General features: G+C 64.9%; 9 protein-coding genes. 3 read left to right on the forward strand and 6 right to left on the reverse strand.

From position 1 onward, the window contains the following. Positions 1 to 56: 56 nt before the first annotated feature. Positions 57 to 1,211 carry an iron-containing alcohol dehydrogenase gene (locus J6500_RS27310; RefSeq protein WP_225715799.1) on the reverse strand — a complete coding sequence of 385 codons (1,155 nt, stop codon included), beginning with the start codon at positions 1,209 to 1,211 and terminating at the stop codon, positions 57 to 59. A gap of 560 nt (positions 1,212 to 1,771) precedes the next feature. Between J6500_RS27310 and J6500_RS27315 the strand changes: the two genes are divergently transcribed. Continuing rightward, complete coding sequence (locus J6500_RS27315; protein WP_225715800.1) at positions 1,772 to 2,074, forward strand: DUF6916 family protein; 303 nt, start codon at positions 1,772 to 1,774, stop codon at positions 2,072 to 2,074. Here the strand turns inward: J6500_RS27315 and J6500_RS27320 are convergent. The 5 genes from J6500_RS27320 to J6500_RS27340 all read right to left on the reverse strand — a co-directional run bounded on the left by J6500_RS27320 (position 2,067) and on the right by J6500_RS27340 (position 12,871). Continuing rightward, complete coding sequence (locus J6500_RS27320; protein ID WP_225715801.1) at positions 2,067 to 2,549, reverse strand: GNAT family N-acetyltransferase; 483 nt, start codon at positions 2,547 to 2,549, stop codon at positions 2,067 to 2,069. The genes J6500_RS27315 and J6500_RS27320 overlap by 8 nt on opposite strands. Before the next feature lie 82 nt (positions 2,550 to 2,631). Continuing rightward, positions 2,632 to 3,159: a phage tail protein gene (locus tag J6500_RS27325; protein WP_225715802.1), complete on the reverse strand. Its 528-nt coding sequence runs from the start codon at positions 3,157 to 3,159 to the stop codon at positions 2,632 to 2,634. Positions 3,160 to 3,171: 12 nt separating this feature from the next. Further along, on the reverse strand, positions 3,172 to 3,663 hold the full coding sequence (locus tag J6500_RS27330; RefSeq protein WP_249781687.1) for a phage tail protein: 492 nt from the start codon (positions 3,661 to 3,663) through the stop codon (positions 3,172 to 3,174). Between the two features lie 41 nt (positions 3,664 to 3,704). Beyond that, complete coding sequence (locus J6500_RS27335; RefSeq protein ID WP_225715804.1) at positions 3,705 to 4,217, reverse strand: phage tail protein; 513 nt, start codon at positions 4,215 to 4,217, stop codon at positions 3,705 to 3,707. A 341-nt stretch (positions 4,218 to 4,558) separates the two neighbouring features. Then, the gene (locus tag J6500_RS27340; RefSeq protein ID WP_225715805.1) at positions 4,559 to 12,871 is read right to left on the reverse strand and encodes a cadherin domain-containing protein; all 8,313 of its coding nucleotides are present in this window, start codon (positions 12,869 to 12,871) and stop codon (positions 4,559 to 4,561) included. Positions 12,872 to 13,716: 845 nt separating this feature from the next. Here J6500_RS27340 and J6500_RS27345 point away from each other — a divergent pair. Continuing rightward, positions 13,717 to 14,871 carry an efflux RND transporter periplasmic adaptor subunit gene (locus tag J6500_RS27345; protein ID WP_225715808.1) on the forward strand — a complete coding sequence of 385 codons (1,155 nt, stop codon included), beginning with the start codon at positions 13,717 to 13,719 and terminating at the stop codon, positions 14,869 to 14,871. Then, positions 14,868 to 16,715, forward strand: a 1,848-nt coding sequence (locus J6500_RS27350; RefSeq protein ID WP_225715806.1) for an efflux RND transporter permease subunit, incomplete at its 3' end; no start/stop codon positions are given. The genes J6500_RS27345 and J6500_RS27350, both read left to right, overlap by 4 nt.

The following is a 16,715-nucleotide window of genomic DNA, read 5'->3' on the forward strand; positions in this document are numbered from 1 at the left end:
GGTCTCATCTCCCGTCGATCGTTTTGGATAGCGGTTCCCGCGGCCGGAATCATGCGTCAGGCCGCTAATTCGAGAATTTCCCGGACCTGTGCCGGATCGTCGATCCGGCGCGGGTTGCGCGGCACCCAGGGGGTTCGCATCGCTTGCGCCGCGATGCGGTCGAAATGCTCGGGACCGACCTGGACCTCGCGCAGGCTGCCCGGCATGCCGAGTTCGCGGATGAAGCGGTCGAGCACGTCGCCGGCGTCTTCGCCGGGATGGCCCATCGCGGCTGACACGAGCGCTTGTCGCTCGGCATTGCCGGGCCTGTTCCAGCGCATCACCGACGGCAGCATGACGCAGGAGGTGTAGCCGTGCGGCACGTCGAACTCGGCGCCGAGCACGTAGCCGATGCCATGGCTCGCGCCCATCGGCACGCCCGACGCGAGCGGGCCGGTCGAGAGCCAGGTGCCGATCTGGCAGTCCATCCGCGCGGCGATGTCGTTCGGATTGGCCTTCACCTGCGGCAGGCCGTGGGCCAGCATCTCGAGTCCCTTGAGTGCCTGCGCGTCGCCATAAGGATGCGCCTCGCGGGAGCAGATGCCCTCGACGCAGTGGTCGACGGCGCGGATGCCGGTCGACAGGAACAGCCAGGCCGGCGTGTGCACCGAGAGTTCGGGATCGAGGATGGTGGCGCGCGGCATCACCAGCGGATGGCGCAGCATCTCCTTCTGCCGCTTGGCCTCGTTGGTGACGCCGGCGATCGCGGAGAACTCGCCGCCGGCGATCGTAGTCGGCACGCTGATCTGACGCACGGCCGGCGGCTTCATCTCGGGCGCGACGCCGCCGCGGGTCCGGATCTCGTCGATGCCGTCCGTGGTGGTGACATTGTTGGCGAGGCAGAGCTGTACCGCCTTGGCGCCGTCGGTGATCGAGCCGCCGCCGATGGTGACGATCAGGTCGGCGCCGGCGGCACGGGCCTGCGCGGTCGCTGCGATCACCGCGGCGCGCGGCGTATGCGCCGGCATTTGATCGAAGATGCCGACACAGCGGCCCTTGAGCGCGTGGCGCACCTTCTCGATCTCGTCGGTCTCGCGATTGAGTGTGCCGGATACCATCAGGAAAGCGCGCTGCGAACCGAGCCGGTCAAGCTGCTCGACAACGGCCTCACGTGCCGGGCGCCCGAACACGACCTCGTCCATGGTGCCGAATACGACACGTCCCTGATGCACGCGCTATTCCTCCCTTCTATATGCGGCCATTGCCGGCGGGCTTTGAGGGCAGGTTAGCGGAGGAAAGCGGGGGCGTCATCAGGGGACGGGCAATGCCTCCAAGCTCGGACCGGCTGCCGCGCATGCGGCGCTGCCCGAACCGTCATCCCGAGGCGATCGACGGCCATGAGCCGGGCCGATTCATCCTTCGAGGCTCGCAAGTGCCCGCACCTCAGAGGGGGTGATGCTTTGTCCTCACCCACCGCTGTCATCGCCCGGCCTGTGCGCAATTGCGCACATGAACCGGGCGATTCCAGTACGCCGCGGCTATCGGCTCAATAACGACTGCCTCTGGAATACTGGATCGCCGGTCAAGCCGGGCGATAACAGTGTGGTTGGGGGCGCAGCTTCGCGCTCTCGCGACATGATTTGTCCGAGCTTCTCCTGCAACCGGATCAATCTGACGTTCCCGACGGAAGTCCTCGTCATTCCGCCTCGCGCGGAGCCTGTCATCGTCCGTGCATGCCATTCGCGCTTTGCATCGCCGCGTGTTACATCTCGGCGGCAAACGGGGGCATGGCATGACATCATCGGTGGATCTCGCAAAGCTGCATATCGACGACTTCGCCGCGCACAAGGACGCCGTCTTTGAGGTGCAGGTGGCGGACGGCGTCGTGCCGCTGACGCTCGTCAAAGTCGAACCGGCCGGCAACAGCGGCCGGCCCGGCGGGGCGTTCTCGCTGCTGTTCACGGTGGCGAAGGGGCGCCCGCTGCAGCAGGAGATCCATGCGGTGCGGCATCCGGCGCTGGGCGTGATGGATATCTTCCTGGTGCCGATCGGGCCGCTGAACGGCGGCGACGGCTACCAGGCGATCTTCACGTGAGCGTCGTGCCCTGCACGGGGCCGCGCCAGCGCATCAGGTCGTTGACGCCCTTGTCCTCCTCGGTGAGGAAACCGAGCCGGCGGTAGAGCCGCATCGCCGGATTGAACTTCTCGACGTGAACCGACACGCTCTTGCCGGCCGCGGCGGCCTCGTCGAGCAGGTCGCGCATCAGCGCGCCGCCGAGCCCCGATCCGCGATGCTCCGGCAGGAAGGCGATATCGATGATGCGATGCTCGCGCGGCCAGCGCTCGATATAGAGACGGCCGATGTCCGCTCCGGCGCGCACCGTTACCAGCCAATCGGCGGCCGGATAATATTGCTGGTAATGGGCGTGCTGCGCCATGAACTGCATGGCCAGGAACGTCGCCTTCTGCTCCTCGCTCCAGGGTGCGGCTGCCAACTCCTCGGTGCGGGTCGAGGCATAGAGCCGCGCGAGGAAAGGCAGGTCGGAATCGGCAATGCGGCGAAAGGTCAAGCCTGCATCCGCGGCGCGCTGCCATCCGAAGGCAGCGGGCGCCGCGGGGCCGTTTGCGGAAGCGTCGAGTGTCAAACGGACCTCAGGGCCGCTGCGGGAAGACGCCCTGCAACGCGATGCAGAAATTCAAGGTGAGATAGGGCTGCATGTTGTTATGGGGCAGGCTACCGCCGGCGGTCGTGAGCGCGCTGACGCTCATCGCGGCCAGATTGGTCGAGGTGGCGGTCTGGAACAGCTTTCCGTTCATCGACGTTGCCAGCGTGATGTTCGTCGTCAACGTGCCCTGGGTGCCATTCTCGACAGTTGCGAACATCTGGTGGGTGTGATTCGGGATCTCGGTTTGCAGCAGCGTCACGTTGTCGGAGCCGCCACTCTGGCCGAGATCATAGAGCGATAGCCCGGGACCCTGGCCAGGCTGCATCGGTGCACTGCCCTGCATGTTGGGCAGCCCGAAGGTCGACTTGCCGTCGCCGCCATAGGTGGTGCCGAGCAGCGAGAACAGCGCCGTGTTCTGCGAGATCGGCAGGAGCTGCCCATCGCAGAATGCCCAGCCCTTGGGCGGAAAGTTGAAACCGAAGATGCGAATCTCAGCAACGAATGGATCTGCCATAGTCTCGCGCTCCTAGGTCTGGCTCGGGAAAATGCCGAACAGCGAAATGATGAAGTTGACGCAGAGGAACGGCTGTAGATTGGTGTGCGGCTGACTTCCGCCGACAAACGAGACCGAGGAGACGGCCATGGGGGCGTTTGCGGTCTCCGCCGCGTACGGTTGTATCAAGGTCGACGAGGCAAGCACGTTGTTCGATGGAGCCGCCTGCGTGCCGTTATTCTTCGAACCAATCAATAAATGCGAATGCTGCGGCATCTGCAACGTCGAGATGGTGACCTCTTCGACACCACCATTCTGCCCGATCTGATAGGTCGTGCCGGTGCCGGTGTTGGTGCCCATGTGGAGCGGCAGACGGCCGCGAAGGTCGGGCAACTGGAAGGTCTCTTGGCCGTCGCCGCCATAGGTCGTGCCGATCAATTGAAACAGCACGTCGTTCTCGGAAATCGGCAGCAGGCTGCCATCGCAGAACAGCCATCCGTTCGGCGCGAAATTGCCGCCGAACATGCGGATTTCGCCTACATAGGGTTGTGCCATGGAGCTTGTCCTCAGGTCTGCGACGGGAAAATGCCCTGCAGGGCGATGCTGAAGTTGATGGTCAGGAAAGGCTGCATGTTCTGATGCGGCTGGCTGCCGCCGACATTGCCAATCGAACCCGTATTCAAATTGGTCGCGTTGTTCGGCGGACCGTATGCGTTGCCGGGATCCGGCGCCAGAACGTTACCAACATTGCTGAAATTGGGATTGGGTGAATTTCCCTGTACGGTCGAGCCGCTCAGGGTATGAAAGTGGTCCGGCATCTCGCTGATCGTGAGCGTGTGCGACTCCTGGCCGGCGTGCTCGCCAAGGGTGTGGCCCGCACCGATGTGGAGGGGCACCCTGCCGCGCAGATCGGGAAGCGCAAAATTGACCCGTCCATCGCCGCCATAGGTGGTGCCGAGCAGCGAGAACAGTGCCTGGTTTTGATTGATCGGAAGCAACTGACCATTGCAAAGCGCCCAACCCTTGGGCGGGAAGTTGAACGACATCATGCGGATTTCCGCGATAAACGGTTCGGCCATGGGTCCTCCGCCAATTACTTCAAAATGATTTGCACACAATGCAAGACGATGACATCGCGTCACCAGCGTCTGCACGATAGCGTGTTTTCCTGGGAGTGCAACCTCAACGATTGTCGGCGACTCTCAATTTATTTGTTCAATCTCTCGTTGTTGGACGTTGCGGGCGATGTCTGCACGGACACGTTGAGCGGGGGCAGTCGTCTTGATTCGGATACGTCCGATGCGCGGCAACGCTTATTCAAATTGTCTTCATCGACGGTTGCGACGTTTCCATCGCATGGAAATGAAGACGCCCGCCGAACTATGTCGGCGAGCGCCTGCTGTGTGCGTATAACGCCTGATCAAACCAGCAGGTCGTGCTGGTAGGGTCCGGGCTGGATGTGATGGTCGACCGTCGTCTGGGCAACGATATCGGTGTGAGCCGGTATACTGGCCGCCCACCACAGACCGTTGTTCTCGACGTGCCCGCTGAACAGATCGGACAGCGCCGGTGCCGCCGCGTGATTGGCGTCGCCCGCCGTCTGGGGCGGAGCGGCATTGGCCGCGAACACGAAGTTCGGCGCGCTTGCCGCTGCCGGGGCGCGGGCGCCGACCGCCGCGAAGGAGAAGCTGGCGGCGTTGGCCTGCGCGACATCGGCCGCATCCGGCATCCGGCGTTCACCATCGACGAGGCTGATATGCATCAGATCGTTGGCGTTGGAGGAGGTCGCCGTATCGGGCAATCCGAGTACGTGGCCCAGCTCATGGCTCACGGCCGTCAGCAGATCGAGGTGGCCGGCAGCGGGGCTGGTCGGATCGGCGAACAGATCGGTGCCGGCCGCGTTTGCCGCATGCGCGAATTCAGAGTTGTCCGACGGCGTCGGATCGATGAACCAGCCGTGGCCGTCGGCATCGACGTCGATCGTGATGTGCGCCGGCGCCTGTTCGGCGCCGACAATGCCGGGGGCGAGATCGGCGACGCTGAAGGTGGTCGCATGCAGGGCCGCGAGCTGTGCCGCGGATGCGCCGGCTGCAGCCCATTGGGCGATCGCTGCGGCCACCACTCCGTCGAGCTGGGACTGCGTCAGGTGCATTGCGCCGGGGCTCGGCGAGACGGCCTCGACACCGCCCGGCGCGGAGAGCAGGGGCAACGGGTTTGTGGTCGGCAGCGGTGCTGCGCCCTGACCGAAGTCAGGGGTTCCGCTGATGTTGAACTTGGTCGGATCGGTTGAACCGTTGGCGTTATCCAGTTCTGTCGCGGCATTGCCGGCAGTCGGCGAATCCTGCGTCACCTTGACGGTGCCGTTCAGTTCGCGAATTCGTACGAACTGGCCGTTGCCCGCCTGACCCGCGATATTGTTGAAGTCGTTGCCCGACATATTGACCCATATCGTCGGGAATGGCCCGGCCCCCGGCGGATTGGCGATGTCGGTGACCTGGTTGTCCTGGATGGTGATGCCGCGGCTGCCGTTGATATGCTGGATCGTGTTGTTGGTGATGGTGAGATCGGTTTCGCCGCCGCCGGTGGCCTGGCCGGCGAGGCCCACGTTGACGGAAATGCCCGGCCCGGTGGCGATCTGCGAGATGGTGTTGTTGTCGATCAGGTACTTGCCGTTGATGGCACCTTCGTTCTGAATGACGATACCGGAGCCGACCTGCGAACCCGAGTTGGTGACCGCATCGTCGCCGATGATGTTGTTCCTGATGGTCCCGTTGACCGTGCGGTTGAACGGTGCGTTGCCATTGTCGAAATGGTTGATCGCGGTCGACCGCTGACCGAGGAACGTATTGCCCTCGATATCGAAGGTGAGCGAGGTGGCCGCCGGATCGGTGGAGACATCGACGCCGGCATTGTTGTTGGTGAAGGTGGCGTTGAAGATGTTCGCCGTCATGCTAGTGCCGCCGGAATTGGCGAACACGCCGGTTCCCGTGATGATGTGGGTCGCGTCCGACACGGTATTGCCGGTGAAGCTGCCCCCGTTGACGGTCAGGCCCATCACCGATGTGCCGAGGCCGAGGAAATTGACGAGATTGCCGTGCGGCGAGCTTGCATTGCCGTGGATCGCGACACCGTTGGCAGAAATCGTGTTGTTGATCAGCTGCAGGTTTGTCAGCGTACCCGAGCTGTTGCTGATCTGGATCTCGAATTCCTCGTTGTTGCTGATCGTCGAGTTGCTGATCGAGGTCGCATGTGCGCCGTTGGAGGCGGTGCCGGTAAGCCCCGTGATGTTGATGCCGGACTCGTCGGTCGCGGGATCGTCGCCGTTACCGGAGATCGTGAGGCGATTCAGCACCATGCCGTTGACGTTGGAGCCGCCGATGCCATCACCGAAATTGCCGGTGATGTTCATGTTGCTCAGCGTGACGTCCTGGGTGGACGTCAGGCTGACGCCGTCGCCGGTGGTGTTCTGGATGGTGCCGCCCGAGCCGGCCGTGGTACCGACGCCGGTAACGACAAGGTGTCCGCTGGTCCCGGTGTTGTTGAGCACGATGCCGTTGGCGGCGCCGTTGGCCGAGATGTCCTGGAACGTGACGTTGCTCGCGCCGATCGTGGTGCCGGTGATGTTGAGCGCGGTGCCGGTGGTGCTGGTGATGTGGTTGGTGCCGGTCACGTTCACGGTGCCGCCACCGGTGGCGGCAAAGCCGCTCGAGCCGCCGGTGTTCAGCGTCATGCCGCCGGTGAAGTTGATCGTGGCGCCGGTATTGCTGGTGAGCGAAACGCCGCCGCCGGCGTCGCCGCCGTCCGTGATGGTGCCGGAGAAGCCGACCGTGCCGCCGGTGTGGTTGGCGACCGAGACCGACGATCCGGTGCCGTCGCCGATCGCGCCGCCGTAGCTGATATTGCCGGTGCCGCCGCTGACGTCGAACTCCGAGGTGGTGTGGCCGCTCAGCGTGCCGCCGGTGGCGGAGAAGCTACCGGTCAGCGCGCCGCCGAGCTGGACGCCGAAGGCGCCGCCTGAGGAGCTCACCGTGCCGAGCGCGACGTTGAGGTTGCCGCCCTGGTCGATATCGACCGCCTGGCCGGAGCCGGTGATCGACACCTGGTCGACGGTCAGGTTGCCGACCGAGTTGTTGCCGTCATCGAGGCCCGTGGTGCCTGATCCGGTCGTGATGTTGATGCCGTGGATGACGTTGTTCTGGGCGAGATCGATGCCCTGGTCGCCGGCGCTGGTGACGTTGATGGTCGGCCGTGCGCCGCTGGAAGTTTCGATCTGGATCGCCGGGCCGCCGAACGGATCGGGCAGCGACAGCGCCTGGTCGTCGCCGAGCAGCGTCTGGCCGTTCTGGAGGTTGATGCCCTCGCCGGTATAGGTGCCGGCTTTCAGGTAGATGATGTCGTTGACGCCGGGACCGGTCGAGGTGTTGAACTCGTGGATGTCGGTGAACGGATTGGCCTGCGATCCGCGCGGGGCGGTCGCGTCGGTGATGGTCTGGGCCTGATCGATGAACCAGACCTGCTGGGTGACGCCGACCTGGATCACGTCGGTGTCGGTGATCGGGCCGCCGGTGCCGGTATGGCCGTGGTCGTTGGTCGCCATCGTGATGGTCGTCGTCGACGAGCCGGTGGCGCCGTCGGCGGCGGTGTAGGTGACCGTGCCGGCGAGCGAGGCGTTGATCTGTGCGATGGTGCCGGTCAGCGTGACCACGCCGGTGCCGTTGCCGGTGATGGCGGCGCCGCCGCCGACCGCGGCGATATTGACGATGCCGCCGCCAGCCGAGGTCAAGGTCGTGGTGATGTCGTTGCCGCCCGCGGCGTCGACGTCCGAGATCGAGAGCCCGGTGATATCGTGGGTGAAGCCGGACATCACGGTGAAGCTCGCCGGCACGCCGTTGTTGATCGGCGCGTCGTCGACCGCGGTGACGTTGATGGTGTGGTTTGAGCCGGCGCTCTGGTGGTTCACGGCCTGGCCGTCATCGACCGTGAAGGTCACGGTCCGCGCCGCCGTCGACGGATTCTCACTGTTGTCGGTATAGGTCACCGAGCGCAGCGCGGCCTCGTAGTTCGCCACCGTGTCGGTGCCGGTCAGGGTCAGCGTGCCGGTGGCCGCGTCGAACGAGCCGGTGATGTTGGCGGTGTTGGCGAAGCCGAGGAAGTCCTCGCCGTTGACGTAGTTGGCGCTGATCTGCACCGTGGCGCTGCTCAGCGTCGCGGTGTCGACGTCGGTCACCAGGAGCGCAGGAGCCACCGCGGCGGCGCCCTGGTTCTCGGTATAGGCCAGGGTGCCGGTGGCGTTGATGCTGGGTGCGTCGTTGACCGGCGTGACGTGAATCGTCGAGGTCGACGTGTTGCTGTTCAGCGAGCCGTCATTGACGGTGTAGCTGACGATGCGGTCGGCGCCGGACGGGTTGTCGCTGTTGTTGAAATAGGTGACGGAGTCGAGCGCGGCCTTGTAGTTGGCGACGCTGGAGGAGCCGGTCAGGGTCAGCGTGCCGGTGGCCGCATTGAACGAGCCGCTGATGCCGTTCTGGTTGGTAAAGCCGAGGATATCCTGGCCGCTGACGTAACCGCCCGTGATCTGCACGGTCGCGCTGGACAGATTGGCGCTGTCGGCGTCGGTGACGTTGACCGTCGCATCGATCGCGGTGGCGGCCTGGTTCTCGGTGTAGTTCAGCGTGCCGCCCGCCGTCGTCACCGGTGCATCGTTGACCGGTGTGACATTGATAGTGCCGGTGACGGGTGTCGACGTCGCTGCGCCGTCATTGGCGATGAAGGTGACGGTACGCGCCAGTCCCGACGGATTGTCGCTGTTGTTGAAATAGGTCACCGAGGCGAGCGCGGCCTGGTAGTTGGCGACCGTGTCGGTTCCGGTCAGCGTCAGGATGCCGGTCGCCGCATTGAACGAGCCGGTGATGTTGGCGGTGTTGAGGAAGGCGAGGATGTCCTGGCCGTTGGCGTAGTTGCCGGTGATCTGCACCGTCGCGCCGATCAGGTTGGCGCTGTCGAGATCGGACACGGTGATCGCCGGGTCGATGGCGGTCGCGGCCTGGTTCTCGGTGTAGCTCAGCGTGTGGCCGGCGGTGACCGACGGCGGATCGTTGACCGGCGTGACGTTGATGGTGCCGGTGACCGGCGAGCTGTCGAGCGTGCCGTCATTGGCTATGATGGTGACGGTGCGCGCCGCGCCGGACGGATTGTCGCTGCTGTTGAAATAGGTCACCGCGGCGAGCGCCACCTGGTAGTTGGCGACCGTGTCGGTGCCGGTCAGTGTCAGGGTGCCGGTCGCGGCATTGAACGAGCCGGTGATGTTCGGGGTATTGACGAAGGCGAGGATGTCCTGGCCGTTGACATAGCCGCCGGTGATCTGGACCGTCGCATGGGTGAGGGTGGCGGTGTCGGAATCGGTGACCGTGATCGCCGGATCGAATGCGGTGGCGGCCTGGTTCTCGGTGTAGTTCAGCGTATGGCCGGCGGTGACGACCGGCGCCGCATCGATCACGACGGCGATCGTGAAGGTCTGCTGACTGTGCAGCGTGCCGTCGCTGGCATCGACCGTGATGTCATAGAACGGATCGGCGAGCAGGATCTTGCTCGGATCGGCAACTGTCACCTTGCCGGTGGTGGCATCGATGGTGAAGCCGCCGCCCGAGGTGTCGCCGACCAGCGAATAGGTCACGGGCGGGCCGTTGACGTCGGTCGAGGACGCGGTGACCCCAACCGAGGCGCCGGTGGACGAGTTGATCGCAACCTGGTTGGCGCCGGGGTCGCTGTCGACCGGCGTCGACGGCGCGACATCGGAGACGGCGATCGTAAACGTTTGCGAGGAAGCCAGCGTGCCGTCGCTGGCCTGCGCGATGACGGTGTAGCTGCCGCCGGAGCTTTCGTAGTCGAGCTTGGTGGAATCGGCGACCGTGATGACGCCGGTGGCGGCATTGATGGTGAAGCCACCGCCGGAGGTGTCGCCGATCAGCGAGTAGGTGACGGCCGCCCCGTTGACGTCGGTCGAGGACGCGGTGATGCCGACGGTCGAGCCGTTGGCGGCGCCTTCCGCGACGGTGTTGGTGCCGGCATTGCTGTCGACTGGGGTCGATGGCGCGACGTCGGCGACGGTGATGGTGAAGGTCTGCGAGGATACCAGCGTGCCGTCGGTGGCTTGCGCGGTGACGCTGTAGCTGCCGCCGGAAGTCTCGAAGTCGAGCTTGGAGGGATCGGCGACGGTGATGACGCCAGTGTTGGCATCGATGGTGAAGCCGCCGCCGGACGTGTCGCCAGTCAGCGACCAGGTCACCGGCGGTCCGTTGACGTCGGTGGCGGACGCCGTGACGCCGACGGTGGTACCGGCAGCCGCGCCTTCCACGACCGAATTGGTCGCAGGATCGCTGTCGACCGGAAGCGACGGCGCGATGTCGCCGATCGCGATGGAGAAGGTCTGCGTGCTCGACAGCGTGCCGTCGCTGGCCTGCGCGGTCACGGTGTAGGCGTGGCCAGCCGCGGTCTCGAAGTCGAGCTTGCTGGGATCGGCGACGGTGATGACGCCGGTGGCGGCATTGATGGTGAAGCCGCCGCCGGAGGTGTCGCCGACCAGCGAATAAGTCACGGCGCCGCCGTTGATGTCGCTCGCGGTGGCGGTGATGCCGACCGCGGTCCCGGCCGCGGCGCCTTCGATGACCGAATTGGCTGTGGCGTCGCTGTCGACCGGAGCGGACGGCGCGACATCGCTAAGCGCGATTGTGAAAGTCTGCGTGGTGACGTCGGCGCCGCTGGTGGCCTGCACGGTGATGCTGTGAGCGTGGCCCGGCGCGCTTTCATAGTCGAGCTTGCTGGGGTCGGCGACCGTGACGACGCCGGTCGTGGCATTGATGGTGAAGCCGCCGAGCGAGCTGTCGGCCACCAGGGCATAGGTGGTCGCGGGTCCGTTCGGGTCGACCGCGGATGCGGTGATGCCGACCGTGCTGCCGGCGGCGGCGCCCTCGGCGATGCTGTTGGCCGCGGCATTGGCGTCGACCGGCGTGCTGATCGAGACGTTGCTGACGCCGATAGTGAAGGTCTGCGAGCTTGTCAGCGTACCGTCGCTGGCCTGCGCGGTCACGGTGTAGGCGTGGCCGGGCGAGGTTTCGTAGTCGATCTTGGTCGGATCGGCGACCGTGATGACGCCCGTGGTGGCATTGATGGTGAAGCCGCCGCCTGATGTGTCTCCGGTCAGCGACCAGGTCACGGCCGGTCCGTTGATGTCGGTCGAGGATGCCGTGATGCCGACGGTGGTGCCCGCGGCGGCGCCTTCCGCCACCGTATTGGCCGAGGCATTGCTGTCGACGGGCGTCGACGGCGCGACGTCGGTCACCGCGATCGTGAAATTCTGCGAGCTGGTCAGCGTGCCGTCGCTGGCCTGCGCCGTCACCGTGTAGGCGTGGCCGGGCGCGGTTTCGAAATCGATCTTGCTCGGATCGGCGACGGTGATGACGCCGGTATTGGCATCGATCTGGAATGCGCCGTTGGCGCTGTTGGTCAGCGCGTAGTGAACCGTACCGCCATTGACATCGGTGGCTGCCGCGGTGATGCCGACGATGGTGCCGGCGGCAGCGCCTTCGACCACGGTGTTGGCGGCCGCGTTGCTGTCGGTCAGCGTCGACGGCGCGGCGTCGGCGACGGCGATGGTGAAGTTCTTGGTGCTGGTCAGCGTGCCGTCGGAGGCCTGCACCGTCACGGTGTAGGCGTGGCCGGGCGCGGACTCGTAATCGATCTTGGTGGGATCGGCGACGGTGATGACGCCGGTATTGGCATCGATCTGGAATGCGCCGTTGGCGCTGTTGGTCAGCGCGTAGTGCACCGTGCCGCCATTGACGTCGGGCGCGGATGCGGTGATGCCGACGGCGCTGCCCGCGGCGGCGCCTTCGGTCACGCTGTCGGCTGCAGCGTTGCTGTCGGTCGGGACCGCCGGCGCGACGTCGTAGACACCGATCGTGAAATTCTGCGAGCTGGTGCCGCCATGGCCGTCGCTGGCCGTGACGGTGACGACGTAGGCGTGACCCGGCGCGGATTCGAAATCGATCTTGGTCGGATCATTGACGGTGACGATGCCGCTGTTCGGATCGATCTTGAAGCCGCCGTTGGACGTATCCGCGGTGAGCGAATAGGTGACGGCCGGACCGTTGACGTCGGTCGAGAACGCGTTGATGCCGACAACGGTGCCGGCAGCGGCACCTTCATATACCGCGACGGTGTCGCCGGTGAAGCTGTCGACCGGCGTCGACGGCGCGGCATTGGTGACCGCGATGGTGAAACTTTGCGACGACACGAAGATGCCGTCGGTCGCCCGCACCGTAACGGTGTAGCTGCCGCCCGAGCTTTCGAAATCGACCTTGGAGGGATCGGAGATCGACACCACGCCGGTCTGCGAATCGATCTTGAAGCCGCCGCTGGAGGAATCCGAGGTCAGCGAATAGGTGACCGGCAGGCCGATCAGGCTGGTCGAATGTGCGGTGAGGTTGACCGAGGTGTTGGCCGCGGCGCCCTCGACGACGGTATTGCTGGCGGCATTGGTGTCGGTCGGCGTCGACAGAAAGCCGGGGACCGGCGGAAACGGCGTGCCGGGAGGGCAGCCGATGTAGAGGTATTGCAGACCATACGTGTCTACGAACGCTTGCGCGGTCGGGTCGAGAATGATGTTGCCGCTCGGATCGAGATAGAGTTCGGGACGGGTGAAACCACCGATTGTAAAAGCAGGTATGGTCGTCATGGGCACTCCCGCGACCGGTATGAAAGCCGGTCAAGAATTACATTTTCTGGGAAAGCGGAGATGTGAATTCGTTCACATCTGCAGGTTGATTAGCCGCGACCGGAGATCGCATGGGGCCATCCGTATCGGAAGAAGTCCGCGCTGGCGGCGGAGCCATCACATCAGCAAGGTCGAATTCGCTTGCCATTACCGTAGTCGCCTCACTCACTCACGCCGCGACCGAAACCCTATGAATGTTCAAGAAAAATGCGGCGGCCAAGAAAATTTACCCTTTGGCAACTATCACCGTATTGACGATGCTTCTGAGTGTCAATGTGTGTCCGCATGACATGCGCCGCGTTAACCACGATGGCGCGATGCAGCGAGAGGTAGAGCGAGGCGATTGCTGGACGGTTTTTCCGGTCCACAACCGGACGTTCTTGCTGCCGCCGCGCACGATCCCATGCGCATGACGCGATTGTGACGTCGATTCGCCTTCTAATTGTTCCAGACCGGAATCCGTGAGCGGCCAATTTCCGGATAGGCCAATGATTCTGCCCCTTTGATCGGCAGCATAGCCTGCGACGTCCTCGTAAGGCTTTCAGATAACGCAACTATTTGCTTGATCCCCGGGCCATCTTGAACAGACTGGGGGGCGGCTACATCTGTGACGTCCGCCGCGGATGTTTGCGGCGACCCACCTTTCGCCGAATCACTGCAATTTCAATTGCAACGCTCGAAGTCCTTGATTCGAAGTCCTTGGGGAGACGGAAGTGAGTGCGACTGACAGAACGGAGTATCCGGCTCCGGCGGCCGGCCTAAATCGGGAATCGTTTCGCCGTCTTGCAGGGCGCAGTGCTGCCTCGATCGCTGTGCTGTTGGCGCTCGCGCTCGGCGGCTGCGACGACAAGGCGGCGCAATCGCAGGCCGCGCCACCGCCGCCGCCGGTCACTGTCGCGCAGCCGGTCAAACGCACCGTCACCGACTGGGACGAGTTCACCGGCCGCTTCGAGGCGATCGAGGAGGTCCAGGTCCGCGCCCGCGTCGGCGGCTTCGTCAACAGCGTCGAGTTCAAGGACGGCGCGATCGTCAAGGCCGGCGATTTGCTCTACATCATCGATCCGCGGCCGTTCGAGGCGGTCAAACTGCAAGCCGAAGGACAGCTCGCCGACGCGCGTGCCAAAGGCGAGCTTGCCAAGCGCGACCTCGAGCGCGGCCTGAACCTGGTGCAGACCAGCGCGGTCTCCGAGCAGGTCGTCGACCAGCGCCGGCAGGCGTTGCAGGCGGCGCGTGCCGCCGAGACCCAGGCCGAGGGCGCGCTGAAGGCCGCCCAGCTCAATGTCGAATTCACCCATGTGCTGGCGCCGATCACCGGCCGGGTCAGCCGGCATCTGGTGACGCCGGGCAATCTCGTGCAGGGCAGCGACGGTGGCTCGACGCTCCTGACCTCGATCGTGTCGCTCGATCCGATCTACATCTATTTCGACGTCGACGAGGCGACCTATCAGCGCAACAGCCGGCTCTGGTTCGAAGGCAAGCGGCCGAGCTCGCGCGACACGCCGAACCCGGTGCAGGTCACGCTGACCGGCGAAACGAAACCCTCGCATGAGGGCAAGATGGACTTTCTCGACAACCGGCTCGACGTGTCGACCGCGACGCTGCGCAGCCGCGCCATCATTCCGAACAAGGATCTCTCGGTGCTGCCCGGTCAGTTCGGCCGTGTCCGGATCATCGGCTCGGCGCCCTATGAGGCGCTGCTGATCCCGGACACCGCTATTGCCACCGACCAGTCGCGCAAGATCGTGTTCGTGGTCAAGGACGACAACACGGTGGAGGCAAGGCCGGTCGTGCTCGGCCCGCTCGATGACGGCCTGCGGGTGATCCGCGAGGGCCTCAAGGCGGAGGACCACGTGATCGTCGACGGGCTGCAGCGCGCCCGCGTCGGCGCCAAGGTGACGCCGAAAATGGCCGAGGCCAAGCCAGCGGCAGGAGCTGCGCCTGCGGCAGGTGGCAAACCATGAATCTCGGAAGGCTTTCCATCAACCAGCCCATCCTGGCGATGGTGCTGTCGATCGTGCTGCTGATCGTCGGCGCGATCGCCTACCAGACGCTGCCGGTCTCGGAATATCCGCAAGTGGTGCCGCCGACCGTCACGGTCACGACGCAATATCCGGGCGCCTCGGCGCAGACGGTGTCCGACACTGTCGCTGCGCCGATCGAGCAGGAGATCAACGGCGTCGAGGACATGCTGTATCTCTACAGCCAGGCGACCTCGAACGGCCAGCTCACCATCACTGTCACCTTCAAGCTCGGCACCGACCTCGACAAGGCCCAGGTGCTGGTGCAGAACCGCGTCGCGATCGCGCAGCCGCGCTTGCCTGAGGAGGTGCAACGCAACGGCGTCGTCACCCGCAAGAACTCGCCCGACATCTTGATGGTCGTGTTCATGCTGTCGCCCGACGACAGTTTCGACCAGCTCTACATCTCCAATTACGCGCTGCTCCAGGTCCGCGACCAGTTGCTGCGGATCGACGGCGTCGGCGACATCCAGATGTTCGGCGCGCGCGACTATTCGATGCGGCTGTGGCTCGACCCCGACAGGATTGCCAATCTCGGCCTGACCTCGGCCGAGGTGCTGGCGGCAATCCGGGCGCAGAACCTGCAGATCGCGGGCGGCCAGATCGCGGAGCCGCCGATCGCCGATCGCGCGTTCCAGCCGAATCTCGTCTTTACCGGGCGCCTCAAGGATATCAGGCAGTTCGAGGATATCGTGGTGAAGGCCGGCTCCGACGGCCGTACCGTGCGATTGCGCGATGTCGCCCGCGTCGAGCTCGGCGCGCTGTCCTACGCCACCAACAGTTTTCTGCTGCGCAAGTCTGCCGTCGCCCTGCTGGTGACGCAGCGGCCGGGATCGAACGCGCTGGCCACCGCCAAGCACATCTCCGACGCGATGGCGCAGCTCAAGACGAGCTTCCCGAAGGGGCTCGACTACAATATCGGCTACAACCCGACCGAATTCATCGCGCAGTCGGTCCATGAGCTGATCAAGACGATCTACGAGGCGATGGCGCTCGTCGTCATCGTGGTGCTGGTGTTCCTGCAGGGCTGGCGGCCCGCCATCATCCCGATCATCGCGATCCCAGTGTCGCTGGTCGGCACCTTCGCGGTGATGGCCGCGCTCGGCTTCTCGATCAACAATCTGACGCTGTTCGGCCTCGTGCTCGCGGTCGGCATCGTGGTCGACGACGCCATCGTGGTGGTTGAGAATGTCGAACGCCATCTCGAGCATGGCATGAGCCGGCGCGAAGCCGCGCTCAAGACGATGGAAGAGGTCGGCGGTGCGCTGGTCTCGATCGCGCTGGTGCTGTGCGCGGTGTTCGTGCCGACCGCCTTCCTCGGCGGCATCTCCGGGCAGTTCTTCCAGCAATTCGCCGTGACGATTGCGGTTGCGACCGCGATCTCCTGCTTCTGCTCGCTGACGCTGTCGCCGGCGCTGGCCTCGCAGATCCTGGTGCCGCACGAGGAGAAACGGCCGCCGGCACGCTGGAACATCCTCGCGCGCGGCTGGGGCAGCTTCACTGCGCTGTTCAACCGCGTGTTCGATCGCCTGGCGCACGGCTACGCAGCCGCCGCCGACTTCGTGATCCGGCATACGGTGGTGATGCTCGCGATCTATCTCGTGCTGATCGGCAGCGCCGGCTGGCTGCTCGCCACCACCCCGCAGGGATTCATTCCGGCGCAGGATCGCGGCTACGTCATCATCTCGGCGCAGCTGCCCGGCGCCGCGTCGCTGGCCCGGACCACGGCGGTGGTGCGCGAGATCGAGCGCATTGCACTGGATACGCCGGGCATCGTCCGCGTCGCG

It is taken from the genome of Bradyrhizobium semiaridum, assembly GCF_020329505.1.
Lineage (GTDB): Bacteria > Pseudomonadota > Alphaproteobacteria > Rhizobiales > Xanthobacteraceae > Bradyrhizobium > Bradyrhizobium semiaridum.

Bases quoted from the DNA above. Each gene is read 5' to 3' on its own strand.
- J6500_RS27335 (WP_225715804.1), bottom strand. From the start codon at position 4,217: ATGGCCGAACCGTTTATCGCGGAAATCCGCATGATGTCGTTCAACTTC.
- J6500_RS27315 (WP_225715800.1), top strand. From the start codon at position 1,772: ATGACATCATCGGTGGATCTCGCAAAGCTGCATATCGACGACTTCGCC.
- J6500_RS27325 (WP_225715802.1), bottom strand. From the start codon at position 3,159: ATGGCAGATCCATTCGTTGCTGAGATTCGCATCTTCGGTTTCAACTTT.
- J6500_RS27340 (WP_225715805.1), bottom strand. From the start codon at position 12,871: ATGACGACCATACCTGCTTTTACAATCGGTGGTTTCACCCGTCCCGAA.
- J6500_RS27330 (WP_249781687.1), bottom strand. From the start codon at position 3,663: ATGTTCGGCGGCAATTTCGCGCCGAACGGATGGCTGTTCTGCGATGGC.